Raw genomic sequence first — 24,561 nt, 5'->3', positions numbered from 1 at the left:
GTGTCCCGGCCGCCCTGGGCCGGTCTGCCCCGTGCCGCGCCGCCTCAGTGGCGACCGCCGGTGCCCTGGTCGTCGAAGACCGATTCGGGGGTCCTGCGCCGGTGGTCCGCGATCCGTTCGGAGGAGTCCGACTGCGTGCGCTCGATGCTCGACAGGTTCGCCAGCGTGGCCCGCACGAGCCCGTCCAGGGCTTCGTACAGCACCTCCCCGGTGTTCAGGCAGTACTCGTTGTTCCGTTCGTAGACCGGGCGGACCTGGCCGGCGAAGTCGTCCGTCCAGCCCGGCCACGGCGTGTAGTTGCGCTCGTCGGAGATGAAGCTGCGGCCGAGGCCCTGTGCCAGCTCGGGCAGCCGCCGCATCCGTTCGACGGCCCTGCGCAGCGCCTGCGGGTCCGCCTCGTACACACCGCTCATGACCGGCCCCTCTCTCCGTGTGCGTCGTCCGCGTCCTCGTGGATCTCGTCCCGCAGCCGGTCCCCGGGACGGCGCGTACGCCCGGCACCGGCCTCGTCGAGCAGATCGGAGCCGTAGATGCGCTCCCAGTCGATGTCGACGCCGCGCAGTTCGGGCACCGTGGTGCTGGGCCGGGTCAGCGGGTCGAAGAGGTCCATGACCTGGCGGGCCATCTGGGCCCGTCCGCGGCCGACGGCCTCCATCACCGACGCGGCCAGTTGGGGCGCGTTCATCGAACGGTACTTGCCGTCCAGGAAGGTGAGCCCCGCGAGCTCGCCCTGCGGGCCGACCGTCACTTCCACGGACCGGTCGCGCGAGCGTACGGTCGCGCTGGCGTCGGTCAGCTGCTCCTCGGCCCGCGCCACGGCCGCCTTGACGGATTCCAGTTCGGCCATGGCCTGGGCGATGCGCTGTTCGATCGGTTCGGTCACCGGTGGTACCTCCGGTCTGCCGGGCCGGTGCCCGGGCGGGTGGTCGAGGGCCGGGTCGGGGGCGTGGTCGGGGCGGGCGCGGGGGTCATCGGCCGATCACCGCGGGGGCGCCGCCCTCGTCGGTGCCCCAGACGTCCTCCTCCTCATGCACCCACGCGTCCCGGGTGCGGTCTCCGCTCTGCGTCTGCTGGCCGCCGGGCGCGGCGCCGCCGCCCATCGGGGTGAAGGGAGTGGCGCCGGTGGTGGCCGTCCGGGGAGCGGAGACCCGGACGTCGTTCTCCTCCTGTCCGCCCCGGGGGCCGCCCGGGCGGGGCCGTCCGCCGCGCTGGCCGCCGTTGGTCCGGCCGTCGTCGATGACGTTGCGGACGCGTTCGGAGGTGCCGGAGCCGCCGGCCCCGCCACCGCCGCCCATCCCGCCCATCGGGCCGCCCATCCCGCCCATCGGCGAGCCCATGGGCCCCGGGGCGCCGCCCGCGCCGGACGCCGAGCCCGCACCGGAGCCGGCACCGGGCAGGGAGCCGGTGTTGAGCTGGGTACCCATGTCGCCCGGGGCGCCGTACACGGGGCCGGAGCCGGAGGAACTGCCGGCGAACGACGGCTCGTACGGTGTGTGGTCGTACAGCTCCTCCTCGTACGAGCCCAGGGAGCCGTCGGGGGAGGGCGACCGGTGGGGTCCGGGGAGCGAGGAGTGGGAGCCGGGGCCGCCGGGCAGCGTGCCGTCGCCGTTCAGGTCTCCGCTGATCACCGTGCCGTCGGGGCGGGTGGTGATGCCGATGCCCGTGTGCGGGTCGATGGTGGTGGTCGTGCCGTCCGGGTAGTCGGTCACGACGCGGCCGTCACCGCCGATGTGGGACACGCTGCCGTCGGGCCGTGGGAGGAGGTCGCCGGTGTTGAGGGGGCCGGTGACCGAGGTGCCGTCGGGGCGGGTGACGGTCGCGGTGTGGAGGTCGGGGTCGATGGTGACGGTACTGCCGTCGGGGTGGTGCGTCACGATCCGGCCGTGGTCGTCGATGGTCGTCGCGCTGCCGTCCGGCATGGTGAGGCCGCTGTCCGCGTAGACGGGCCCACCGGTGGGGCCGGGCATGTGCGAGGGCAGGTCACCTGGGTTCAGCTGCCCGCCCGGAAGGTCCACGGAGCCGGGGCGTTCACCGCCGGGACGCTCTGCGCCGGGCAGTTGGTCGCCGCGGGCGTTCTCGTGGGCGGCCTGCGCCTGTTCGACGGCGGCCTGCTGGCGGGCCTGGGCCTCCGCCTGCCGGGCCTCGGCCTCGGCGCGCTGCTCGGCCTCGCGCTTCTCCTGCTCGGTGAGCAGTTGCTCCTGCCGCAGCTCCTGCTCGGTCTGGAGCCGTCCCTGCTCCTCTTCCCGCTGCCTCTGGACGGTTTCGGCCTTCTCCTGGGCCTCGGCCTGTTTGCGTTCCTGCTCCTGCTGCCGCTGCTCGGCCTTGGCCTCCGCCTCGGCCTGTTTGGCCTGGACCTCCTTCTCCTTCTCGGCCTGCTCGGCCTCGGCCTCGGCCTCCTTCTGCCGGGCCTTCTCCTCGGCTTCGGCCTGCTTGCGCTCCTGCTCGGCCTCCTTCTGCTCGGCCTTGGCCTCCGCCTCGGCCTGTTTGGCCTCGGCCTCCTTCTCCGCCTCCGCCTGCTTGGCCTCGGCTTCCTTCTCCTTCTGCTCGGCCTTGGCCTCCGCCTCGGCCTCCTTCTGCGCCTGCTCCTTGCGGGCCCGCTCCTGGTCGACACGGGCCTGGTTGACCTGGCCGATCTGCAGCTGCTCCTGACGCTGCTGGGCCTCGTCCTGCTTGCGCTGGGCCTCCTCCTGCTTGGCCTCCTGCTCGCGCTGCTTCTCCTCGGCCTTGGCCTCCGCCTCGGCCTGCTTCTGCTCCTGCTCCGCTTCCTTCTGCTCCGCCTTGGCCTCCGCCTCGGCCTGTTTGCGCTCGGCCTCGGCCTCCTTCTGGCCGGCCTTCGCCTCCGCCTCGGCTTCCTTGCGCTCCTGTTCGGCCTTGGCCTGGGCCTCCTTCGCGCCGGCTTCCTTCTCCTTGCGTTCCTGCTCTGCCTTGGCCTCCTGTTCCTTGCGCTCCTGTTCGGCCTTGGCCTCCTGCTCCTTGGCCTCCTGCTTGGCCTCCAGTTCGCGCTGCTTGGCCTCGGCCTCCTTCTCCTTGCGCTCCTGTTCCGCCTTGGCCTTGGCCTCCTTCTCCGCGGCTTCCCTGTCGCGCCGCTCCTGCTCCGCCTTGGCCTCCAACTCCTTGCGCTTGGCCTCCGCCTCCGCCTTGGCGGCCTGCTCCTTCTGCCAGGCCAGGAAGGCGTCCTGCTTCGCCTTGAGCTCCGCCGCGTCCTTCTTGGCCTGGTCCGCGTCCTTCTTCGCCTGGTTCGCGTCCTTCTTGGCCTTGTCCTCGTTGTACGTGCTGGTGAGGTCGGCGTTGCCGCGGGTGCGGACGGATCCGAGGTCGAAGTTCTTGGTGCTCCAGCTGTTGTGGACCAGCCGCAGCGCCTCGTTGGCGGGCCCCTCCAGGCTTTCGATGACCGAGGCCTGCCAGAGCTGGATCGCCCGCTCCCCCACCTTCTTCCAGGTGTCGAGGTCGTCGAGCTGTCCGAAGTTGTCGCTCTTGCCGAACCGGGTGGCCGTCTGGTCGAAGCCGGACGTGGTGTGGTAGGTGACGCTGGACCCGTACCGGTTGGCGTGCACCTTGTACGTGATCATCTTGATGTTGCGCTCCCACACGTGGTCGGTGATCTCCACGAGCAGGTCGTGCAGCCAGCGCAGCGGGTTGCCCTCCATGTACTCCCACCGGGCCCAGCTGCGCTGGAGGGTGGAGGCCGCGTTGCGGAAGTCGGTCTTGGCCTGGCGCAGTTCGTTGCCCTGCTTGGACCCGGTCACACCGGCGGGCCGCATGTCCTTCGCGTAGCCGTCGTACTGCTTGCCGATGATGTGCACGAGGTTCCAGAAGACGGCGGCGGCCTGGCCGAGCCAGGCCTCGTTCTTCTCGGTGCCGACGCGGCGCTCCCACTCCTCGACCTCCGTGCGCCGGTCGACGAAGAACTGGGCCACCCGGTCGAAGGCGGCGGCCGCGGTGTCGAAGGACGCGAGGGTGACGGCCTGGTCGTTGTTGACGTTCTTCCCGTTCCAGTGGAAGCCGTGCGTGCCGTCCTTGTCGAACAGCAGCGCTTCCAGCGCGCGGCCGGTTCCGTAGCTGTACTGGGTGAGGGGCTGGGTGGTCCAGACGGCCGCGTCGCCCGTCAGGCCGAGGTGGTTGTCGTACTGGCTCTTGAACTCGCCGCCCTCCACGACGCCGCCGGCCGGCGGGCCGTCGCCCTGGTTGCCCAGCAGGGTGATCCGCGCCTTGTACATGGAGACCTGGTCGCCGCTGGACGGGTTGTCGCCACCGGTGAGGTAGAAGGGGATGACGAAGTCGGTGTTCTCGATCCGCCAACCCGCGTTCTCCACGCGCCAGTTGAAGTCGTTGGGGTCGGCGTAGTCCACCCTCGACTGCTTGGTGACCTCCACCTTCATCTGCGGGATGCCACCGTTGCCGACCAGTTTGTCGAAGAGGGTGTGCCGCTGGGGCGCGTCGTAGCCGGTGAAGAGCTTGATGGCCTGATGCCAGGCATCGTTGTCGGAGGTGAGCGGCTTGATGTTCTCTTCGCGCACGGTCGGGCTCCGGGGACTCGGTCGGGGGCGGCGGGGCGGGCGGGCCGGGCGGCGGCTAGTCGTCCTTCTTCTTGCTGCCGCCGAGGGACTCGTCGACGTCCGAGAAGATGTCCTTGAACTTGGCCCCGTCGATCTTGCCCAGGTTCTCGCCCTGTGTGGTGAAGAGGCTCTCGATGCTCGTGCGCAGGTTGTCGTCGATGTCGTCGAAGAGGCGCTTCTGGTCTTCCAGGATGGTGGTGACGGCGCCGATGATCTCTTCCACGGCCTGCTTGAGGTGTTGGCCGTTGGTGGCGCCGTCCTTGGTCATCCCGCCGATGGTGAGGGGCAGTTCGGCACCGGGCAGCACCCAGTCGCCGTGGTCTCCCGTGGACAGGAGGGAGTCCAGGGACGGGATGACCACGCCGTCCGCCCCGACGCCGTCGCCCATGATCTTCTTGATCGCGGCCATGAACTCCTTGACGTCCTCGTTGAGGAATTTCTCCAGCCAGGCCTTGTCCAGGTTGACCGGGGCGTTCTCCGCCATGTCCCGCTCCTATCCCGCTCGTGCGCCCGCCGGCGTTCCGGCCGTCGCTGCCGTCCTTCGCCCGGCCGGCCACCGGGTCGCGGGGAGCGCTCGCGGCGCGCCCCGCGGAGCCCGGAAGGCCCGTACCGACGTGGGTGTTCCGAGGGCCGGGTCAGCGGCCGATGCGCACGTCCCCCCACATCTGGGTGAGGGACTTCTCGCTGTACTGGTAGTTGTCGGACACGTCGGTCAGCAGACGGGAGTGGTTCGCCAGCAGGTTCTTCATGGCCTCGACAGCGTTGTCCCAGGCCTGCTGCTTGGTGTTGTAGACCTGCCGGTCCTCGCCTTCCCAGGTCTGCTTGAGCTCCTGGAGCTCGGCTTCCAGGTTGGCCAGGACGCCGGCGATGGCCTTGGTCTGGGTGACCATGTCGTCCGCCGCGTTCGACATGTGCCGGTAGTCGACGTAGATGTGACCGTCGGTGAAGTCGCTCATCGTGGTGCCTCGTCTCACAACTGGAGGGGACGGAACGGAAGTCGGTCCTCGCCGGGCCCGGCCCTCCGGGACGGCGGTCCGGTCCGGGAGGAGGGCCTGATCAGCCGCTCAGCGTGTCGAAGACCGACTGCGACTGGTTGTACGCGGTGGTGATGCTCTCGTTGTTCGACCCCTGGGTGAGTCCCTGCGTGCGCAGCGTCTCGTTGAGGGTGTCGACCATGTCCCGCACGTTGCGCGAGATGATCTCCGCCTGGTCGTCCCAGAGCTTGAGCAGGTCCTGGAAGGCCTTGCCGTCGGAGCCCTTGAGACCGGAGGACAGGTTGAACTTCATGTTCTCCACGTCCTGCCGGCAGTTCTGCACACCGGTGAACGCCTGCTCCAGTGCCATGATGCCGTTCCGGGTGGCCTGTTCCTGTGACTGCTGGAAGCCTGCCATGTGCCGCACCTCCTGGTGGTTGTCACCGAGTCCCGCGGTGGCGCCGGATGGGCGCCGGTGGGACAGCCGTCGTCCGCGGACCGTGCGCACAACTGGGCCGCCGTACGGCCCGGTTGCAGCCTGCCGGACCCTGGCCGCCCTCAGGATTCTCTGTGATGACTGGACGAGAATCCACCTCGGCAGGCCTTGGGCACCGCATTTTGCGTCGACTACACGGGGAAGACGTCTTATTTCCCCGCGCGGTTCGCCGATTTCCGGTCAAGGTCGCGACCCGGGGTCGACCGGCCGGTCGCCGCCGCCGGCCGTGCAGGGCGCCGCGGTGGCGGTCCCCCGGCCGGCGGCCGCGGCCTGCGGGCTGAGGTCGGGTCCGGTCGGCAGCATCGCCAGCAGCGGTGAGGGCAGGCCCCGTGCCTGCCCCGGGGCGTATCCGAGCGCGGTGAGCGCGTCGGCGCCGACGACCCGGTACTTCATGCCGCTGTCGGTCACCAGGTAGAGCGTGGAGCCCAGTTCGCCCCCGCCGGCGCCGAGCGCCCGCACCAGGGCGCCGCCGCCCGGCCGGACCGTGATCCGCTCGACTGCCGTGCAGGCCGGTGTCAGTCCCTCCGGGGCGGGCTGCGCGGCCGGGCCGAGACCGGACACCGGGGAGAGCGCGACGCTCACCCGGCTGCCGGAGCCGCCCGATTCGATGCGGGCGCAGGCCGTGGTGCCGGCCGCGGGGGCCACCGCCCGCGGCGGCGCCTCGGGCAGGTCTGCGGCCGGGCCGCCGCCGTCCGGCAGCGGGGCCGTACGTCCGTTCAGGGCGTCCGCTCCCAGGTCGGCCGCGGCCGGGGCGGTGCCCGCGTACGCCGTGCCGCGGGTCCGCGGGTCGCCCAGGACGAGGGCGGCGGCGGTCGCGGTGAGCGGGGCGAGGCCGTCCTGGCGCAACAGGTAGTAGCGGGCGGTCGAGCCGGGCACGGTGATGCGGAAGACCTGGCCGACCCGGGTCTCGCGGCCGCCGAGTTCGGGGCCGGCCGCGCCGCCGCCGGGGACCGCCGGCGGGGTCAGGTCGGGGCCTTCGGGCAGGGCGTTGAGGAAGGCGGCGGAGACGCGGGTGCGGGGCTGGGCGTCGTAGCCCAGGGCCTGGGCCGCCCGGGCACCGGCGTCCAGGCGCAGCCTGCTGCCGCGCCACACCAGGTACTCCGCCTGGTCCGGGCCGCTCACCAGCAGGGCCTCGTCGGTGCCCAGTCCGCGGCCCTCGGTGGGCGCGCCGAGCGCCAGGACGGTGCTCGCGGGGCCACCGGGCGTTCCGGAGCACACCTGCCAGGGTCCGGTGTCCAGGCTGCCCGCGGCGGGCAGGGTGTCCGGTGCGCCGGCGATGCCGGCGGGCGCGCCGCGCGGGGTCTGGGCGAGCGAACGGCTGCCCACCGAGGCGACCTTGAGGTCGGCGCCGGCGAGCAGGCGCGCGGAGGCGTAGTTGCGCACCGGCCGCAGCCGGCCGTCCAGGAAGAGGTAGCGCGAGCCGGTCTCCTTGGCGACGACCAGGGTGCCGGGCCGGCGCCAGGAGTCCTTGGTGCCGGGTTTGAACAGGCCGAACACGAAGGCTCCGGCCGACAGCAGGACGGCGATGACGACGCCGATGGCGATGCCGCGGTTGGTGCGTCCCTGCGGGCTCTCCGGGGCGTCCGGGTCGCTGCGGAGCATGGCGGAGGTGAGACGGCCCATGACGAACATGTGGGCCTGGACCTGGTCGCGTTTCGACTGCACTGTGGCGCTCCCCCCGGATCAGCCGTTGAGGGACCGCAGGGCCCCGTAGACACCGAGCACCCACAGGACCAGGGGCAGCAGGGCGATGGCGGCCGCCGAGTGGAACAGCTCCGCCGCGCGTCCCCAGTAGGGCACCAGCCTGCGGCCGGGCACGGTCCACGAGGCGATGGCGGCCGCGGCGGCTCCGGCGAGCAGGGCCACCACGAGCAGCAGTCGCCCGGAGGGCGCGTACGATCCGGCCGCGGTCCACACCAGCAGCACCGGCCCCCAGACGCCCGGCACCACCAGGGACAGCCGCTGCCAGACGTTGCCGAGCCCGCGCGAGTGGAGCAGGAGCAGCAGCGACAGCACGGCCGAGGTGATCACCTCGGCGAGTCCCGGTTCGCGGGCGAGGACGGTGAGGCAGCCCGCGCAGACCAGTCCGACCGCCCCGTACAGCGAGCTCATCCAGCCGTCGGCGAGGACCGCGCGGGCGGCGACCACGCCCGTCGGGTGGGGTTCGATGCCCTCTTGGAGCTGTTGGGCGTTGGTGGGCAGCGGTGGCATCCGCAGGCCCGCCATGCGGAAGGAGAACGAGGGGACGAACGCACCGAGGAGGACGGCGAGCAGCGCCGTCACGGCGACCGTCTCCCGCAGCGGCAGTCCGGCGGTGAGCATCACGGCGCCGGTCAGCGCACCGAACGCGGCGAGCACGGCGGGGGCCAGGAAGCAGGCGGCGTAGGCGCCCACCGCGGCCAGCGCCAGGACCGTGCCGCCGGCTCCGGCCGCGGAGGCGGCGAGCAGCCGAGCGCCCAGGCCCTCCTGGCCGTGCGGGCCGGTGACGGCCCCGCCGGGCAGCAGCCAGCCGGCCAGGGCGAGGTAGGGGCCGGCCAGCAGGCCGAGGGCGGCTCCCGCGCCGCCGTCCCCCACCGCGCGCGCGGCCGCCGCGGCCCCGGCGAGCAGCAGCAGCGCGGCCACCACCGCGCACACCGCGCGGACGGTCCCGGAGCCGCCCGGGAGGGCGAGGACGGCCAGGCCGGTGAGCAGCACGGTGACCGCGAGGGCGCGCAGGGTCACGCGGGCGGCGGCGGGGGTCCAGCCGTGCGGCCGGCGCTGGAGCGCGGTGGCGATGCCGTCGACCAGGTCGTCCAGGTGCACTTCGGGCAGGGCCTCGGTGCGCGGGCGCAGGTAGAGGGTCTCGCCGTCGCGCAGGTCGAGGGAGTCGAGGGTGCGCTCTTCGTCCAGCGGCTCGCCGCCGAGGCGTTGGAGCACCCAGCCGCCGTGGTCGATGCCGGCCTCGGCCAGGTCGTCCCCGGCGTAGCCGAGGACGGCGGGCAGCAGGTCGGCCACCGGGACGTCGGCGGGGACGGCGAGGTCGACGGTGCGGGCGGGGGCGCGTACGGTCAGGCGGCACAGTCCGGCCACCTGGTTGTCACTCATCGGTCTGGCTCACGCCTCTCCGGGTTCGGTCGGCAGGCCAACAGGCATCGGCGGGACGCCGTTTGGGGCCTTGGGCGGTCAGCACGAACGATCGTAGTATCACTCACCTGTCCGAGGTACCGGCCGCTCCCGCGTGCGGCGGGGCCCGCGACCCTGGCGCGAGGAGTCCGTTCGGTGAGTGTGGTGCTGTTCCGAAGGCCGGCCCGCAGGCGCGGCCCGGAGATGCCGGACGGGGAACTGACCCTGCAGGAGCCGCCCGTGCTCCCGGAGGTGGTGCCCGACTCCTCGGCCGTGTGGACGTACCTGCCGATGGCGCTGATGTCGGTGTCGATGATGCTGATGTTCATCCGGCCGGGGGCGGCCGGCGGCAGCGGCTTCATCTACCTCGCGCTGGGGATGATGGTGATCGCGTCGGCCGCGATGATGCTGGGCCAGGTCATGCGGCGCAACAGCGAGCGCAAGCAGCGGGTGAAGGGCGAGCGGCGCGACTACCTGCGTTACCTCACCCAGACCCGGCGCAAGGTGCGGACCGCCGTGATCGACCAGCAGCGGGCCCTGGCCTGGCGGCACCCGGCCCCGGGTGCCCTGTGGTCGATGGTCGGCACCACGCGGTTGTGGGAACGGCGCCCGCAGGACGAGGACTTCGGCGAGGTGCGGGTGGCCGTCGGCGACCAGAAGCTGGGGCTGCGGCTCAATCCGATGGCCACCAGCCCGGTCGAGGACCTGGAGCCGCTCGCCGCCCACGCGCTGCGCAGCTTCATCCGGGCGTACGCGACCGTGCCCGACCAGCCGATCGCCATCAGCATGCGGGCCTGGGCGCGGGTGCTGTTCCGGGGGGACGGGGAGCAGATCCGCGCGCTGGCCCGGGCGCTCGTCGCACAGTTGGCCGCTTTCCACTCCCCCGACGACCTGTGGATCGCCCTGTGCGTGTCAGACGAGCGGCGGGCGGACTGGGAGTGGGCCAAGTGGCTCCCCCACCACCTCCACCCGCAGGAGACCGACGGGGCGGGGCCGGCCCGGATGACCGGTTCGACGCTGGGCGAGCTGGAGGACCTGCTGGGCGCGGAGTTCCTGGAGCGTCCGCCCTTCGACCCGGACGCGCCGGCCGGGCGCGAGGAGCCGTACACGGTGATCGTGGTGGACGGCGGCACGGTGCCCGGCGGGCACCGGCTGGACGGGCCAGGGCTGCGCAACACCGTGGTGCTCGACCTGTCCGGTGCGCTGAGCTGGCGTCCGGGGCGGGTGACGCTGCGCTTCGAGGTGGCCGGGGGCGACTTCCGCCTGGTGCGTACCGACCGCGACCGCAAGGAGCAGGTGGCGCCCCTGGGCCGCCCCGACGCCTTCGGCACCCGCGGTGCGACCGCGCTGGCGAAGCGGTTGGCGCCGTACCGGATGGGCATCGGCACGGACAGCGCCGAACCGCTCTCCACCGACGTCGAGTTGACGACGCTGCTGGGCATCACGGACCTGTACGGGCACGAGCCGGACACGCTGTGGCGGCGCGGCACGGGACCGAGCCGGCTGCGGGTACCGGTCGGCGTGGGTGCGGACGGGGTGCCGGTCGAGCTGGACATCAAGGAGTCCGCACAGGGCGGCACGGGGCCGCACGGCATGCTGATCGGCGCCACCGGCTCGGGCAAGAGCGAGCTCCTGCGCACGCTGGTGCTGGCCCTCGCGCTGACGAACTCCTCCGAGACGCTGAACTTCGTCCTGGTGGACTTCAAGGGAGGCGCCACCTTCCTCGGCCTGGACGAGCTGCCCCACACCTCGGCGGTGATCACCAACCTGGCCGACGAGGCGGCCCTGGTCACCCGCATGCAGGACGCGCTGCACGGCGAGCTGATCCGGCGCCAGGAGCTGCTGCGGGCCGCCGGCAACTACACCTCGGCGCTGGAGTACGAGAAGGCACGGGCGGCCGGCACCCCGCTGGCGCCCCTGCCGAGCCTCTTCGTGATCGTCGACGAGTTCAGCGAACTGCTCTCCGCCCACCGTGAGTTCATGGAGCTGTTCGTGATGATCGGACGGCTGGGCCGCAGCCTCGGCGTGCACCTGCTGCTCGCCTCGCAGCGCCTGGACGAGGGCCGGATGCACCAGCTGGAGAGCCATCTCTCGTACCGCATCGGTCTGCGCACGTTCTCGGCCATGGAGAGCCGCGGGGTCCTGGGGGTACCGGACGCCTACGAGCTGCCCTCCGCGCCGGGCGGCGGCTTCCTCAAGTCCGGTGTGGACGCGCTCACCCGCTTCCGGGCGGCGTACGTGTCCGGGCCCTACCGGCACCGGCGGGGCGGAGCGGGCCAGGCGCGGGCCGCCGGCCAGACGGTGCCCTGGAGCACCGGGTACGTGGTGCCGCGCGCCGCGCCGGACCTGCCGGTGCCCGAGCCCGAGGCCGAGGAGGGCGGCGACTCGCTGCTGTCCGTGGCCGTCGAGCGGCTGCGGGCGGCGGGCCCGCCGGCGCACGAGGTGTGGCTCCCGCCGCTGGACCTGCCCGCGACGCTCGACCAGATCCTGCCGCCGCTGACGCCCGACCCGGAGCGCGGTCTGACCACGGCCGACTCCCCGGACCGGGGGCGGCTGAGGGTGCCGATCGGGATCGTGGACCGGCCGTTCGACCAGCTGCGCGACCTGCTGACGGTCGACCTGTCCGGGGTCGGCGGGCACATCGCCATCGCCGGCGGCCCGCAGAGCGGCAAGAGCACCATGGTGCGCACCATCCTGGCCTCCCTCGCGCTCACCCACACCCCGCGCGAAGTGCAGTTCTACTGCCTGGACTTCGGCGGTGGCACCCTGGCCGGGCTGTCGGGGCTGCCGCACATGTCGGGCGTCGCGGCGCGCATGGACGGCGAGCGGGTGGGCCGGACGATCGCCGAGGTGACCACGCTGCTGGCCGCCCGGGAGAAGTTCTTCCTGGAGCACGGCATCGACTCCATGGCCACCTTCCGGCGGCGACGGGCCGCCGGCGAGTTCCCCGCGGAGGAGCACGGCGACGTGTTCCTGGTGATCGACGGCTGGTCGACGGTGCGGCAGGACTACGACCGCCACGTCTCCACCTTCGGCGCCATCGCGGCCCGGGGCCTCAACTACGGCGTCCACCTCGTCGTCACCACGGCGCGGTGGGTGGAGCTGCCGTCGGCGGTGCGTGACCAGGCGGGCACCCATCTGGAGCTGCGGATGGGCGACGCGATGGATTCCGAGATCGACATCCGGCGGGCCGCGACCGTGCCCCGGGTCCCGGGCCGGGGTCTGACCCGGGAGGGCAAGCTGCACTACCTGACCGCACTGCCCCGCATCGACGGCGGCGAGCGGACCGACGACCTCACGGAGGGCGTGGCGGGTCTGGTCTCGGCGGTCCGGGAGAGCTGGAACGGCCCGTCGGCCCCGCAGGTCCGGATGCTCCCGACCGAGCTCGCCCTGGCGCGGCTCCCCGCTCCCGAGGGTGATTTCCGGATCCCGATCGGGCTGGAGGAGGACGAGCTGTCCACCGTGTGGCACGACTTCAGCGAGAGCCCGCACATGATCGCGGTCGGGGACACGGAGAGCGGCAAGACCAACCTGCTGCGGCTGGTCGCACGGGCGATCATGGACCGATACACCCCGGCCGAGGCCAGGATCATGGTCGTGGACTACCGGCGCGAACTGGTCGAGGCGGTCCCGGACGACTATCGGCTCGGGCACGCGGTCTCCATCGACGCGCTGAAGGACCTGGTGGACGGCGCCGCCCGCGCGGTGCGGACCCGGGTGCCGGGGCCCGACATCGCGCCGGGCCGCATGCGGCTCGCCGACTGGTGGACCGGCCCGCGGCTGTTCGTCCTGGTGGACGACTACGACATGGTGGGCAGCAGTCCCGCGCACCCGCCGTTCGAGGCGCTGCTGCCGCACCTGTCGCTGGGCTGGGAGGTGGGCCTGCACCTGATCGTGGCCCGCTCCGCCAGCGGCGCCGGACGCGGGATGAGCGACCCGCTGATGCGCCGGTTGCAGGAGGTCAACACCCCGTCCCTGCTGTTCTCGTGCCCCCCGTCCGAGGGGTACGTGCTCGGGAACACCAAGGGCCGCCTCCTGCCGCCCGGACGCGCCACCCGCATCGCCCGGCGGCGCACGGTGCAGGTGCAGACCGCGTTCCTGGGGGACCCGGAATCCTGACCGGGGCCGCGGTCAGCCCGGGGCCGGGCCGGCCGGGGCCTGCGGATCGCGGGTGGGGGGCCGCCAGCGGCGGGCGCGGCCGCGGGGCACGACCGCCGCGGCGGCGGCCACCAGCAGGACCAGCCCGCCTCCGGCGGCGGCGACGACCAGGGCCCGCTGCCGGGGCGCGGAGGGGGCCGGGTCGGGCACCCGGGCGGGCGGGGGCGGCGGGGCCGGTGCGGCGCTGTCGGTCAGTACGGCGGTCAGCGCGGCGTACGGGTCCAGCCGGGGCGTCGTGTCCGGGTACCCGGACACGACGAGCCGGTCGTGGACCTGCTGCGCGGTCAGCTCGGGATGGCGCGAGCGGACCAGGGCCGCCACCCCGGCGGCATGGGCGGCGGCGAGCGAGGAGCCCGAGCCGAGGAAGTGGCCCTCGCCCCGCGGCCCGGGCCCGACCACCGAGTCACCGGGCGCGGCCAGGTCGGCGCCGACGGCCGTCGGCGCACGCTCCGGACGGCCCCCGCCGGGCCCGTAGTCCATGACGGAGAGCGCCTGCGGGGCCGCAGCCGGCCAGTACCAGGGCTGCTGCGCCGGGCTCGCGCCGCCCGACGCGTCCGGCAGCGCGTCGGGGGCGAAGGGCGCGACGACCAGGGCGTCCCGCTGCGCCGCGTGGGCGACGGCCTCGGTGAGCACCGTGCCGCCGGTCGGCAGCGCCGAGGCCACGTACACCACCCCGGCGCCCTCGTCCGCGGCGGCGCGGATCGCGGCGGCCAGCGACTCCGGGGTCGCGGCGCCGCGCTCGTCCGTGCCCCGTACGGCCAGCAGGCGCGCCGCGGGCGCCACGCCGACGACGCCGACTCCGGGCAGCGGCGCGCCGGCGATCAGTCCGGCGGCGAAGCTGCCGTGGCCCACGCAGTCCAGGGCCGCCGGGCCGATGTGGCGGACCCGCCCGGCCAGTGCGGGCACCCCGTCCCCCACACCGGTGCCGACCACCGCGACGGTCACCCCGGCGCCCTCGGAGAGGCTCCGGGCGCGGGCCAGTCCGAGCGCCCGTACCGACCAGGGCTCGACCTTGGCGACCTGGCCGGAGGCCGCCGCGCAGGGTTCGCCGGCGTCCAGCGAGGAGCGGACCACGGGCAGGCTGATGGGATCGGAGTCGGCGGCGGCGGGCACCGGCCACAGCGCGGAGAGCACCACCGCGGCCACCGCCGCCGCCGGGGCGGGTGCACGGGTCAGCGCGTGTCTCATGGCGCGCATCCTAGGCCGTCCGCTTCGGATCGTGCCGCTCGCGCCCGCGTTGTCCGGGGCGGGTGGGCGGGCCCGGTGGGACGGCGCGTCCGCCGGCCGTGCGCATTCGGCCCGAATCGGCGCGAAGTCGTGAACTGGCCTGCTCCACCTGGTAGATCACGGTTCCCCTCACGTAGCCTGCAAGCGGTGCGCCGCGCCGTTCCCGTGGGGGGCGGAGACGGCGTCGGAGCGAGGAGGACCAGCGTGTCACGGCAGTTGCTCACCGTCAGCCCGGAGGAGCCGCAGGGGTTCCGGACCATCGGTGAGGCCTTGGCGCAGGCCCGCACCGGAGCAGTGATCCGCGTGCGGCCCGGCCGATACCCGGAGAACCTGACGGTCCGCAACCGGGTCACCATCGTCGCCGACGGCGAGCGCGGCAGCGTCGAGATCTGCCCGCGCCGCGGCAGCGCCGTCTCCTTGATCGCCGACGCCGTGATGCTGAGCGACCTCACGCTGCGCGGGGGCACGGAGGACGTACCGGTGGTGGACGCGGCGCGCGGCCAGGTCGCCATGGACGGCTGCACGGTGGTCGGTTCGGGGTGGACGGCCCTGCTGGCCCGCGAGTCCGGTTCGCTCGCCATGCGGGACTGCCGGATCAGCAACCCGGCCGGGGCGGGCGTGGTCGACACGGCGCCGACCGGCACGGTGGTCTCCGGGTGCGTCATCGAGAACCTGGGCACTTCCGGCGTCGTCATCGGCGAGCAGGCCCGCACCACCGTCCGCGACTGCCGCATCCGCGACGCCCGGGGCAACGGGGTGCTCGCCAACGGCGAGGCACAGGGCGTGGTGGAGGACTGCGAGATCACCGGCACGGAGAAGCCCGCCCTGGCCCTGGAGGGCAGCAGCGCCACCCGCGTGCTGCGCACCCGGATCCACGGCGCGGCGGTGGGCGTCTACGTGACCAGCGATTCCCGCCCGCTGCTGGAGGAGGTCACGGTCACCGACACCGGCGGCCCCGGCATCGTGATCGCCTCGGGTGCCGCTCCCGAGCTGGTGCGCTGCCGCACCTCGCGGACCAAGGGCAACGGACTGGCCGTCACCGAGCGGTCCCGGGGCGCGTTCCGGGAGTGCGAGTTCGACTCGGCCGGGGGCGCGGCCATCCGCGTCATCGGTTCCAGCGCGCCCTCGCTGACCGACACCACCGTGCGGGACTGCGCCGATCCGCTGGGCGCCGTGGTGCTGGACGACCATTCCGTGGCCGAGTTCGACCGGCTGCACGTCTCGGACGCGGCCGGTACCGGCATCCTGGTCCGCGGCGGCGGGAACCCGCTGCTGCGCCGTGCCCGCGTGACGTCCGCGCGCGGCCACGGCGTGGAGGTCGTGGACGAGGGGCGCGGCCGGCTGGAGCACTGCGAGATCGACGGAGCCGGGGGGTGCGGCGTACGGGTGGCCACCGGCGGCAACCCGCACCTGCGGGACACCTCCGTGCTCGGCGCCGCGGACACGGGCGTACGGGTGGGGGCGGACGGGCTGGGCACCGTGCGGGACTGCCGCGTGCACGGCTCCGGGGCCGCCGGCATCGGTGTGGACAAGGGCGGCGAACTGTCGCTGGTGCGCACCGATATCACCGGGTCGGGGGCGCACGGCGTGATGGCGTCCGACGGGGCCCGGCTCGCCCTGGAGGCCTGTCTGGTCAGTGGCAGTCTCGGCGACGGCATCCGGGTGGACAGCGCCGAGGCGGTCAGCGCGACCGGCTGCGCGGTCCGGGACAACCGGGGCGCCGGCCTGAAGCAGACCCGGGCCGGTGACCGGCTCACCGTCGAGGACCTGACCAGTTCGGGCAACGGCGCCCCCGACGCGTGGGGTGCCGCAGCCGTAGGCGCCGGCGACGCGCACGGCCCTTCCCGTGCCGCTCCGCGGGGCCCGCTGGAGGAGCTGGAGTCGCTGATCGGCCTCGCGGACGTGAAGCACCAGGTGCGGACCCTGGTCAACCTCAACCAGCTCGCCCAGCGCCGGGCCCGGCTCGGCATGCCGATGCCCCCGATGAGCCGTCACCTGGTGTTCTCCGGCCCGCCCGGGACCGGCAAGACCACCGTCGCCCGGTTGTACGGGGGCATTCTCACCGAGCTGGGGGTGCTGCGCTCGGGCCATCTGGTCGAGGTGTCGCGGGCCGATCTGGTCGCGCAGGTCATCGGCGGTACGGCGATCAAGACCACCGAGGCGTTCAAGGAGGCGCTCGGCGGGGTGCTGTTCCTGGACGAGGCGTACACGCTGCTGTCCGACGGCAAGGGCGGCGGCGCCGACTTCGGCCGGGAGGCCATCGACACCCTGCTGAAGCTCATGGAGGACCACCGCGACGAGGTGGTGGTCATCGCCGCCGGCTACACCGACGAGATGGCCGCCTTCCTGGACTCCAACCCCGGCCTGGCCTCCCGGTTCACCCGCACCATCGACTTCGCGAACTACGCGGTGGACGAGCTGGTCACCATCACCCGGCGGATGTGCGAGGCGCACCACTACACGCTGGACCCCGGCACCCTCGACGCGCTCGCCGGCCACTACGGGCGGATGGAGCGCGGCGCCGCCTTCGGCAACGGCCGTGCGGCGCGCCGGGTGTTCGAGGAGATGGTGGACCGGCAGGCCTTCCGGCTGGGCGCGATGCGGGATCCGGCGGAGAGCGACCTGTCGCTGCTGCTGCCGGAGGACGTGGCGGCCGAGCAGGACGCGGGCGAGCGGACGGCGGCCAGCTCCGAGGAACTGCTCACCCGGCTGGAGGGGATGATCGGCCTGTCCGCGGTGAAGCGGGCGGTCACCGACCAGGTCCACCTGCTCGCCACCGCACGGCAGCGCCGGGCGGCCGGGCTGCCCGCGCCGAGGATCAGCCAGCACCTGGTGTTCTCCGGGCCGCCCGGGACCGGCAAGACGACGGTGGCCCGGCTGTACGCGGGCATCCTGCACTCCCTCGGGGTCCTGCCCAAGGGCCAGCTGGTGGAGGTGGCGCGCACCGACCTCGTCGGCCGCTACGTCGGCCACACCGCGCAGCTCACCAAGGAGGTCTTCGAACGCGCCCTGGGCGGTGTGCTGTTCATCGACGAGGCGTACACGCTGACCCCGGAGGGCTCGCCGTCGGACTTCGGCCGCGAGGCGGTGGAGACGCTGCTCAAGCTCATGGAGGACCACCGCGACGAGGTGGTGGTCATCGCCGCCGGCTACACCGCCGAGATGCGCCGGTTCCTCGACTCCAACCCCGGGCTGACCTCGCGCTTCACCCGCACGGTCGAGTTCGAGGACTACACCTCCGAGGAACTGGTGGGGATCATCACGGCGCAGGCGGCCGACTCGGGGTACGACTGTCCGGCCCCGACGGTGGAGGCGCTGCGCGCGTACGTGACGGCCCTGCCGCGCGACCGCTCGTTCGGCAACGCCCGCACGGGCCGCATCCTGGTGGAGCAGATGATGACCCAGCAGGCGCGACGCCTGGGCGCGGTGTCCTCCCCCGGCCTCGACGACCTGCGCCTCCTGCTCCCGGAGGACCTCCCGGGCTCCCGCCCGACGCCCGTGTGACCCGGCGGCCGTCGCGCCCTCCGCCTGTCTTGCGGCAGGGGCATACGCTGTTGCCCATGACGCAGGAGAAGGACGAGCTGGACGGCCTGGTCCGCAAACGCATCCGCGCCCTGCGCGTGGCCCAGGGCTGGTCCCTGGAGGAGCTCGCGGGCCGGGCCAACGTCAGCCAGTCCACCCTCAGCCGCATCGAGAACGGGCAGCGCCGCCTGGCGCTCGACCAGCTGGTGACCCTCGCCCGCGCCCTGGACACCTCGCTGGACCAGCTGGTCGAGAACGCCACGGACGACGTGATCTCCAGCCCGGTGATCGACGCCGCCCACGGGCTGATGCGCTGGGCCGTGAAGGCCGACCCCGGCCTGTCCGTGGTGCGCCAGCGGATGACCGAACCACCGCCGGACAGCCCCGCCCGTCTGCGGGCGCACCCCGGCCGCGAGTGGCTCGTGGTCCTCTCCGGTACGGCGGTCCTGCTGCTGGGAAACCGGCGCATCCGGATCGAGACGCACCAGGCGGCCGAGTTCCCCACCATGCTGCCGCACGCCATCGGCACCGCCGGCGGCCCGTGCGAGATCATGGGCATCTTCGACCGCGACGCCCGGCGCGGCCATCAGCGCGGTGACGGCCCCGACGCGGGCGCGCCGCACGACCGGGGCGCTCCCCCGGCCTGAGGGCGGTTGCGCGTGCGGCACCGCAGCGGGACCGCGTCTTGCGTTTTCGGCAACACGTTGTGCCGAAACGGCATGGTCCGCCTACGTTGGCCGCATGACATCGCACGCGCACCCCGCTCCGACCCATGCCCACGACCACGACCACACCCACGATCAGGTCGATCATTCGGAGATCCTGGACCTCGACGCGACCGTCCTCGCCGAGCACCTCACCTCCGTCACCGCTTGGCTGCCGGTCGCGGCCCCGCCCCGGCACATCGTCGACCTGGGGTGCGGCACGGGCGCGGGCACCTTCGCCCTCCTGGCCCGCTTCCCCGAGGCGCGGGTGACCGCGGTCGACTCCTCGGCCGCGCATCTCCGGCGCCTGCAGGAGAAGGCCTGCGCCGAGCGGGTCGACGACCGCGTCCGCACCGTCCAGGCCGACCTCGACGCCGCCTGGCCCGACCTGGGCCGCCCCGACCTGGTGTGGGCGTCGGCGTCCCTGCACCACATGGCCGACCCCCGGCGCGCCCTGCGCGAGACCCACGGCGCGCTGGCGCCCGGCGGCCTCCTCGCCGTCGTCGAACTGGCCGGCTACCCCCGCTTCCTGCCCGCTACCGCGCCGGAGGACCGGCCCGGGCTGGAGGACCGCCTCCACGCCGCGAGCGAGCGCCGCCACGAGGGCCTGGTACCGCACCGCGGCGCCGACTGGGGGCCGATGCTCGACGCCGCCGGCTTCGGCGTCGAGGCCGAGCGGACGATCACGGTGGAGATCGCGGCTGCCGACTCCGAGGCCGTCGGCCACTACGCCCTGCGCAGCTTGCAGCGCCTGCGCGACAGCGCTTCCGACGGCCTGGCGCCCGAGGACCTCGACGCGCTCGACCGGCTCCTGGACACCACGGCCGCGCACGGCCTCCCGCACCGGTCCGACCTGGCCCTGCGCACCGAGCGCACCGTCTGGGCCGCACGCCGGGCCTGACCGGCCCCGCCCGCCGAGCGGCGCCCCGGGGCCGGTACGGGTCAGCCGCGCGGGTGGCCGGAGCGGGCCTCGGCGGTGGCCTTGAGATCACGCAGCCACGCTTCGAGCCCCTCCCCGAGGAGCCGGGTGGAGTTCGGTACGTCCGCGTCGACCTGCGCACCGGTCCAGGTCTCCTCGGTGTGCACCCGGACGCCGCCCCCGACCTTCGTGAAGGTCCACAGGTGGACGCCCTCGTCGATGCGCGCCCCTTCGCCCACGGCGGGCCCGCGCCACAGGAGGCAGCTGCCGGGCCTGAGCTGCCCGACGGTGGAGGTGATCGTCATGGCGTCGGCGGGGACGGTGGGCGGCGCGGGGGTGGTCCACCGGAACCGCGAACCCTTCCGCAGGGGGCCGGGGTCGAGGCGCTTCGCCGTGAGGACGGGCGGCTGCCAGGACGGCCAGCGCGCCACGTCGGTCTGCAGCGTCCAGACGGTGCTCAGGGGCGCGTCGATCACGATGTCGGCGGCGTAGCGGACCCGGGCCCCGGGGTCGACGCCCTCTCCCCGGCAGGTGGCGGAGCCGCCGTGGCGGTCCTCCCGCGCCGGGGCGGGGGCGGCGTGGGCGGTCGACACGGACGCCGCCAGGACGCCGGCCACGGCGAACGGGAGCGCCAGGGCGGCGAGACGGCCGCCTTGACGGGGGCGGCGGGAGGTGCGGCCGTTCGGCGGGACCTGCGGGTGGTTGGAGGACATGGTGTTCCCTTCGCTTCGGAATCGTGAGTGCGGTGGCGCCGGGCGCCGGAAAGGACGCCGGCTGCCGGGAGGAGCGGGTCGCGTCAGCCCCGGCGCGCCCGGTGCACGGTGAGGACGAGCGCGCAGGACGCGAGGACGATCAGGCCGACGAAACCGGGGTGGATGTCCTCGGACAGGCTGGGCGCACCGTCGGGCCGCGCCGGCCAGACCACGAGCGGCACGGCGAAGGCGACGGCGACGGCGACGAGCGCGGCCGACCCGCGGACCGCCCGGTCGCGCACCCGGGTGAGGGCACCGACGAGGGCCACGGCGACCGGCACCACCGCGAGCAGCGCGAACCGGGCGAGGACCATGACGGGAACGGCCCAGGCGGAGACGGCCACCGCCCGCGGGACGGGCCGGTCCGCGCGGGCGGGCGGGTTCGACGAGGCTGACATGGGTTCCCCCTCGTACGGGCCGGGCAGGGACCGGCGCGGATAGGCGACGTGAGCGGCAGTGCCGTTAGTGAGAAGTTGTAACGGTTGCGAGTGGCCATCGTCAAGAGGTTTCGTGACACCCTCTCACCAAAGCGTGAACCGGTACCCCTCGCCGGGCGCGGTCGCCCGGCAGAGGGCCGGGCGCCGGACCGCGCCGCCGGTCGAGTGCCGCCTGCGCAGCCGCTGTTGCCGTTTCATCACATCTCGGTGCAGTGGCGATCACATGCGCGGGTCACGTTGGACCGCATGCCCACCCCCCGCGACACCCCCCTCCCCTCCGGCCCGCCGACCCGGTGCTGCCCGTGACGGCGGCGGCCCACCGGCGACCGCCCCGGCGCCGCGTGCTCGTCCTCGTGGGCGGCCTGCTCCTCGCTCCGCTGCCGGTGGTCGTGCTGCTCGGCAACGAGCGGCCCCGGCGGCAGCCGGCGGCGGGTCCGGAGGCCGAGGACGTCCAGCCGCCCCGTCTCGCGGCCGCCTCCCCCGCTCCCCCGCCGCCCGGGTGGATGCCTGGCGCCACCCGGAAGCCGATCGGCGCGAACTTCGGGCAGGGCGGTCGAGCCGGGCAACGGGGCCTGGTCCTGCACGTTCAGGAGGGTGAGGGGTCGCTGTTCGAGCGGTTCTCCGATCCGAGGACACGCAGTTCGGCGCACTTCTGGGTGTCACAGGCGGGTGAGATCGAGCAGTACGTCTCCGTGCACGACCGCGCCTGGACGCAGAGCGCGGGCAATGTCGACTGGGTGTCGGTGGAGACCTCGGGCTTCACCGGCCGCCCCCTCACCGCGGCCCAGGTCGACGCCGTCGCCCGCGTCTACGCCTGGGGCGCCCGGGCCCACGGCTGGCCGCTGGAGGTGACGGACTCCCCCACCGGGCGCGGCCTGGGCACCCATGCCATGGGCGGTGCGGCGTGGGGCGCGCACGCCTGTCCCGGGACGCTGCGGGCGCGGCAGCGCGAGGCCGTGCTCAGCCGGGTGCGCGAGTCGCACCAGGCCTGACGGACGCATCCGGCACGGCCGTCACGCACGGGGCCGCAGCCACCGCGGCCCGCCGGGCCGGGGCGCCGACCCGGCGCGTGGCGTGGTGCGCGGGGCGCCCGGGCGCTGCGGGATGGCCCGTCCGGCGTAAAGGAGTACCGATACTTCACGTCCGACGACGGGCCATTGGGGTGATCCGGCATGTCCTGGCCGGGACGGAGGGCGTTCTCCGGTCTGACGCGGCTGCTTCATGACGCGTCGTTCCGAGATCCATAGGAGTCATCATGCGCATGCGTTCCGCCCTGACCGCGTCCGTTCTCGCCGCCGGCATCCTCCTCGGGGGCGCCGGCGCGGCCCTGGCGAACGGTGGCGTCGAGGGCGAGTACTTCGACGGAGGCGCGTCGCGCTTCGCCTCCACCTGCTCTTCGGCCGCCGCGGTTCCGGCGCGCTTCGGCCCCGCGTACACCAGCTCGTGTGCCGCCGAGGGCGAGCGCGAGTGGGCCGAGTTCGCGCGCCTCTCCGCCGGCCGCTGACCCCTGCCGGCCGGATACCCGGCCGGCCGCTCGACCGGTTGCCTCCGGGGGCCCCGTCACCGGCGGGGCCCCCGGCCCGTTGCCGGGTGCGGTTCAGGGGTGTCCGGCCTCGTCCGTGTGCTCCGCCTGGCCGGTGAACCTGCTCAGGAACACGTCGTACCAGCCGTCGGGCCGGCGCGTGAGGACCGCGCCGTCCTGCCAGACGCCGTTCTCCGGCCACCAGGGCGAGTCGACCGGGTCGCCCTGGTTCTGGTGGACGTTGCGCATGCCGGGACCCTCGGCGGAGGGCTCCCCGAAGACCATCGCCTGCCGGCCGGGTACGAGCAGGGACTCCAGCGCGGCGGTGGCGTCGAGGTGCGAGCCCGAGACCCAGGGGCGGGGCGGCTTGATCCGGTCCAGGAAGCGCCGCACCGGGGCGGGCGGCCGGCGGACGAAGAGAAAGCCGGGGCGGTCCACGAGGGCCGGGTGGCGCAGGTGGTCGAGGGCACCGGAACCGGAGCTCGTCGACAGCTCGTGGTACCCCTCGCCGAGGGCGGGCACCGGCTCCAGGATCGACGGGGCGAGCCGGAACGCCTTCCACTGGACGGCGGTGCCGGGCCGACTGCCGTCCACGTCGACGGCGCACCGGTGGCGCCCGCCGGGCGCGTCCACCTCCAGGTTGACGTGGTGCCAGTGTCCCCGGGCGTCGGGCTGGTCGCGGAAGTGACGGTGCAGCGTCCCTGACAGGACCCCGTAGGCATCGAGCGGCATGGGGCCAGTCAACCATCCGGCGGGCCCGCGGGTGACGGACCCGCGAAAGCGCGGCCGACGCACCCGATGGGCCCACCCCGGGATGCGCCGCGGGCCCGGGCCCCCTGCAATGGACGCACGCGGCTTCGCGCCCCAACCGTCCCCGGGAGTGCCATGGGTGAGCCGTCCGAGCCGCACGGGCCCCGCGTACGGCGGCGGTCCCGCGCGCCGCTCGGGCTGCCGGGACGTGCGCTGCGACGGGACCTGTCCCAGCTGGTCTGCGCGGTCGCCGGTCTGCTGCTGGGGCTGCTGACCCCGCTGGTCGACGCGGGACCGCAGGTGGCCTCGGACCGGGTGGTGAGCATGCTCTTCACCATCGGCTTCGGCGTGATCAGCCTGGCGAGCATCATCTACTCGATGCTGTTCCTGGTCGTGCAGTTCTCCGCGAGCACGTTCACGCCCCGCCTGGGGCTCTTCCGGGACGAGCCGATCGTCTGGCGCGCGTTCGCCTTCACCGTGGGCGTCTTCGTCTTCTGCATCACCTCGGCCCTCGCCGTCGGCGCCCGGCCGGAGGTCTCCGCCGCCGTCCCGTGCGCCGCCATGATCCTCACCCTGGTGGCGCTCGCCCTCATGCGCACGCTCCAGATGAGGGCCTTCGCCTCGATCCAGCTCGGCCACGTGCTGAGCGCCATCGTCGACCGCGCGCACCACGTCTTCGACGCCCTGTACGAACGGCCGTACGGCGGGGGCGCGCCACCCGGTCCCGGGCCGCGCGCCCCCACGGCGACGGCCCCCGCCATCACGGTCCACTGGACCGGAGCGGCGGCCGTACTGCAGCGGATCGAGGTCACCGCGCTCGTGCGCGCGGCCGCGGACCACGGCGGCTCGGTCGCCTTCCGCGTCGCCCCGGGCGTGACGCTGACCCGCGGCGCGGCCATCGCCGAGGTGACGGCCGGCGGAGCGGCGGAGGCCGCCCTGCGCACGGCCTTGGGGAGGGCTCTGGTGACCGGGGTGGAGCGGACCTTCGACCAGGACCCCGAACTGCCGTTGCGGCTGTTGGCCGACATCGCCCTGCGGGCGCTGTCGCCGGCGGTGAACGATCCGGCCACGGCGGTGGAGGCCCTGGACCGCGTCGAGGACCTGTTGGCCCGTCTGGTGGGCCGCGAGCTGGACGTGGGCGGCTTCCGGGACGACGCGGGCCGGCTGCGGGTGACGGTGCCCGTGCCGGACTGGGAGCGGTACGTCCGTACCGCGGTCGACGACGTCGGCTACGCCGCCGCCGGTTCCGCGATGGTCCTGCGCAGGCTGCGCGACCTGCTGCTCCGGCTGGCCCGGTACGCGCCCGCGAGCCGGCGGGCCGTCCTGGAGGAGCGGCTGCGGTGGGTCGAGCGGGCGGGCGGCGGGGCGTTCCCGCTCGTCTGGACGCCGCCGCCGGACGGATAGGGCCCGCACGGCCGCCGCCGCACACGGCGGCGGCCGAG

19 protein-coding genes are annotated in these 24,561 nt (G+C 74.1%); 7 read left to right on the top strand and 12 right to left on the bottom strand.

The window, feature by feature from the left end; genetic code table 11:
• Window positions 1-44: 44 nt before the first annotated feature.
• The 8 genes from CP968_RS32720 to eccD all read right to left on the bottom strand — a co-directional run bounded on the left by CP968_RS32720 (window position 45) and on the right by eccD (window position 9,110).
• Window positions 45-413: a hypothetical protein gene (locus CP968_RS32720; protein WP_150521414.1), complete on the bottom strand. Its 369-nt coding sequence runs from the start codon at window positions 411-413 to the stop codon at window positions 45-47.
• Complete coding sequence (locus CP968_RS32715) at window positions 410-883, bottom strand: YbaB/EbfC family nucleoid-associated protein (RefSeq protein WP_229886458.1); 474 nt, start codon at window positions 881-883, stop codon at window positions 410-412. Before CP968_RS32715 ends, CP968_RS32720 begins: the two co-directional genes overlap by 4 nt.
• An 85-nt stretch (window positions 884-968) precedes the next feature.
• Window positions 969-4,517, bottom strand: coding sequence for an AAWKG family protein (locus CP968_RS32710; RefSeq protein ID WP_150521413.1), 3,549 nt, complete (start codon window positions 4,515-4,517; stop codon window positions 969-971).
• 55 nt (window positions 4,518-4,572) lie between these two features.
• Window positions 4,573-5,040 carry a type VII secretion system-associated protein gene (locus CP968_RS32705; RefSeq protein ID WP_150521412.1) on the bottom strand — a complete coding sequence of 156 codons (468 nt, stop codon included), beginning with the start codon at window positions 5,038-5,040 and terminating at the stop codon, window positions 4,573-4,575.
• 151 nt (window positions 5,041-5,191) lie between these two features.
• Window positions 5,192-5,512, bottom strand: coding sequence for a WXG100 family type VII secretion target (locus CP968_RS32700; RefSeq protein ID WP_150521411.1), 321 nt, complete (start codon window positions 5,510-5,512; stop codon window positions 5,192-5,194).
• Between the two features lie 100 nt (window positions 5,513-5,612).
• Window positions 5,613-5,948: a hypothetical protein gene (locus tag CP968_RS32695; protein WP_150521410.1), complete on the bottom strand. Its 336-nt coding sequence runs from the start codon at window positions 5,946-5,948 to the stop codon at window positions 5,613-5,615.
• A 258-nt stretch (window positions 5,949-6,206) separates the two neighbouring features.
• Window positions 6,207-7,691 (bottom strand): type VII secretion protein EccB, encoded by a 1,485-nt coding sequence (gene eccB / locus CP968_RS32690; protein ID WP_150521409.1) that lies wholly within the window; start codon window positions 7,689-7,691, stop codon window positions 6,207-6,209.
• Window positions 7,692-7,709: 18 nt separating this feature from the next.
• A complete protein-coding gene (gene eccD / locus CP968_RS32685) occupies window positions 7,710-9,110 on the bottom strand; it encodes a type VII secretion integral membrane protein EccD (protein WP_150521408.1) in 1,401 nt (466 codons plus the stop codon).
• A gap of 180 nt (window positions 9,111-9,290) precedes the next feature.
• Between eccD and eccCa the strand changes: the two genes are divergently transcribed.
• Complete coding sequence (eccCa, locus tag CP968_RS32680) at window positions 9,291-13,247, top strand: type VII secretion protein EccCa (protein ID WP_189828927.1); 3,957 nt, start codon at window positions 9,291-9,293, stop codon at window positions 13,245-13,247.
• A gap of 12 nt (window positions 13,248-13,259) precedes the next feature.
• On the opposite strand, the gene CP968_RS32675 is transcribed toward eccCa, so the two are convergent.
• Window positions 13,260-14,474 carry a S8 family serine peptidase gene (locus tag CP968_RS32675; protein ID WP_150521407.1) on the bottom strand — a complete coding sequence of 405 codons (1,215 nt, stop codon included), beginning with the start codon at window positions 14,472-14,474 and terminating at the stop codon, window positions 13,260-13,262.
• A 243-nt stretch (window positions 14,475-14,717) separates the two neighbouring features.
• On the opposite strand from CP968_RS32675, the gene CP968_RS32670 reads away from it, so the two are divergent.
• From CP968_RS32670 to CP968_RS32660, 3 genes are all read left to right on the top strand, one after another.
• Complete coding sequence (locus CP968_RS32670) at window positions 14,718-18,017, top strand: right-handed parallel beta-helix repeat-containing protein (protein ID WP_150521406.1); 3,300 nt, start codon at window positions 14,718-14,720, stop codon at window positions 18,015-18,017.
• A 56-nt stretch (window positions 18,018-18,073) separates the two neighbouring features.
• Window positions 18,074-18,682 (top strand): XRE family transcriptional regulator, encoded by a 609-nt coding sequence (locus CP968_RS32665; protein ID WP_150521405.1) that lies wholly within the window; start codon window positions 18,074-18,076, stop codon window positions 18,680-18,682.
• 94 nt (window positions 18,683-18,776) lie between these two features.
• The gene (locus tag CP968_RS32660) at window positions 18,777-19,640 is read left to right on the top strand and encodes a class I SAM-dependent methyltransferase (RefSeq protein WP_150521404.1); all 864 of its coding nucleotides are present in this window, start codon (window positions 18,777-18,779) and stop codon (window positions 19,638-19,640) included.
• Between the two features lie 41 nt (window positions 19,641-19,681).
• Here the strand turns inward: CP968_RS32660 and CP968_RS32655 are convergent, their stop codons facing one another.
• Both CP968_RS32655 and CP968_RS32650 read right to left on the bottom strand, forming a co-directional pair.
• Window positions 19,682-20,371, bottom strand: coding sequence for an SRPBCC family protein (locus tag CP968_RS32655; protein ID WP_150521403.1), 690 nt, complete (start codon window positions 20,369-20,371; stop codon window positions 19,682-19,684).
• An 83-nt stretch (window positions 20,372-20,454) separates the two neighbouring features.
• A complete protein-coding gene (locus CP968_RS32650; protein ID WP_150521402.1) occupies window positions 20,455-20,808 on the bottom strand; it encodes a hypothetical protein in 354 nt (117 codons plus the stop codon).
• A 341-nt stretch (window positions 20,809-21,149) separates the two neighbouring features.
• Here CP968_RS32650 and CP968_RS32645 point away from each other — a divergent pair, with 341 nt between their 5' ends.
• Window positions 21,150-21,839, top strand: a complete 690-nt coding sequence (locus tag CP968_RS32645) for a peptidoglycan recognition protein family protein (protein WP_229886456.1) — start codon at window positions 21,150-21,152, stop codon at window positions 21,837-21,839.
• A 263-nt stretch (window positions 21,840-22,102) separates the two neighbouring features.
• Entirely contained in the window at window positions 22,103-22,351 is a 249-nt protein-coding gene (locus tag CP968_RS32640; RefSeq protein WP_189828924.1) for a hypothetical protein, read from the top strand.
• 93 nt (window positions 22,352-22,444) lie between these two features.
• On the opposite strand, the gene CP968_RS32635 is transcribed toward CP968_RS32640, so the two are convergent.
• Window positions 22,445-23,101, bottom strand: coding sequence for a DUF2278 family protein (locus CP968_RS32635; protein WP_150521400.1), 657 nt, complete (start codon window positions 23,099-23,101; stop codon window positions 22,445-22,447).
• 153 nt (window positions 23,102-23,254) lie between these two features.
• Here CP968_RS32635 and CP968_RS32630 point away from each other — a divergent pair, with 153 nt between their 5' ends.
• Complete coding sequence (locus tag CP968_RS32630) at window positions 23,255-24,523, top strand: DUF2254 family protein (protein WP_167536900.1); 1,269 nt, start codon at window positions 23,255-23,257, stop codon at window positions 24,521-24,523.
• Window positions 24,524-24,561 lie beyond the last annotated feature (38 nt).

Origin of the sequence: Streptomyces subrutilus (assembly GCF_008704535.1) — a bacterium.
Lineage (GTDB): Bacteria > Actinomycetota > Actinomycetes > Streptomycetales > Streptomycetaceae > Streptomyces > Streptomyces subrutilus.
This window is presented reverse-complemented; position numbering and strand designations above follow the sequence as displayed.

Bases quoted from the DNA above. Each gene is read 5' to 3' on its own strand.
- CP968_RS32720 (WP_150521414.1), bottom strand. From the start codon at position 413: ATGAGCGGTGTGTACGAGGCGGACCCGCAGGCGCTGCGCAGGGCCGTC.
- CP968_RS32705 (WP_150521412.1), bottom strand. From the start codon at position 5,040: ATGGCGGAGAACGCCCCGGTCAACCTGGACAAGGCCTGGCTGGAGAAA.
- CP968_RS32700 (WP_150521411.1), bottom strand. From the start codon at position 5,512: ATGAGCGACTTCACCGACGGTCACATCTACGTCGACTACCGGCACATG.
- CP968_RS32695 (WP_150521410.1), bottom strand. From the start codon at position 5,948: ATGGCAGGCTTCCAGCAGTCACAGGAACAGGCCACCCGGAACGGCATC.
- eccD (WP_150521408.1), bottom strand. From the start codon at position 9,110: ATGAGTGACAACCAGGTGGCCGGACTGTGCCGCCTGACCGTACGCGCC.
- CP968_RS32675 (WP_150521407.1), bottom strand. From the start codon at position 14,474: ATGAGACACGCGCTGACCCGTGCACCCGCCCCGGCGGCGGCGGTGGCC.
- CP968_RS32665 (WP_150521405.1), top strand. From the start codon at position 18,074: ATGACGCAGGAGAAGGACGAGCTGGACGGCCTGGTCCGCAAACGCATC.
- CP968_RS32660 (WP_150521404.1), top strand. From the start codon at position 18,777: ATGACATCGCACGCGCACCCCGCTCCGACCCATGCCCACGACCACGAC.
- CP968_RS32655 (WP_150521403.1), bottom strand. From the start codon at position 20,371: ATGTCCTCCAACCACCCGCAGGTCCCGCCGAACGGCCGCACCTCCCGC.
- CP968_RS32650 (WP_150521402.1), bottom strand. From the start codon at position 20,808: ATGTCAGCCTCGTCGAACCCGCCCGCCCGCGCGGACCGGCCCGTCCCG.
- CP968_RS32640 (WP_189828924.1), top strand. From the start codon at position 22,103: ATGCGCATGCGTTCCGCCCTGACCGCGTCCGTTCTCGCCGCCGGCATC.
- CP968_RS32635 (WP_150521400.1), bottom strand. From the start codon at position 23,101: ATGCCGCTCGATGCCTACGGGGTCCTGTCAGGGACGCTGCACCGTCAC.
- CP968_RS32630 (WP_167536900.1), top strand. From the start codon at position 23,255: ATGGGTGAGCCGTCCGAGCCGCACGGGCCCCGCGTACGGCGGCGGTCC.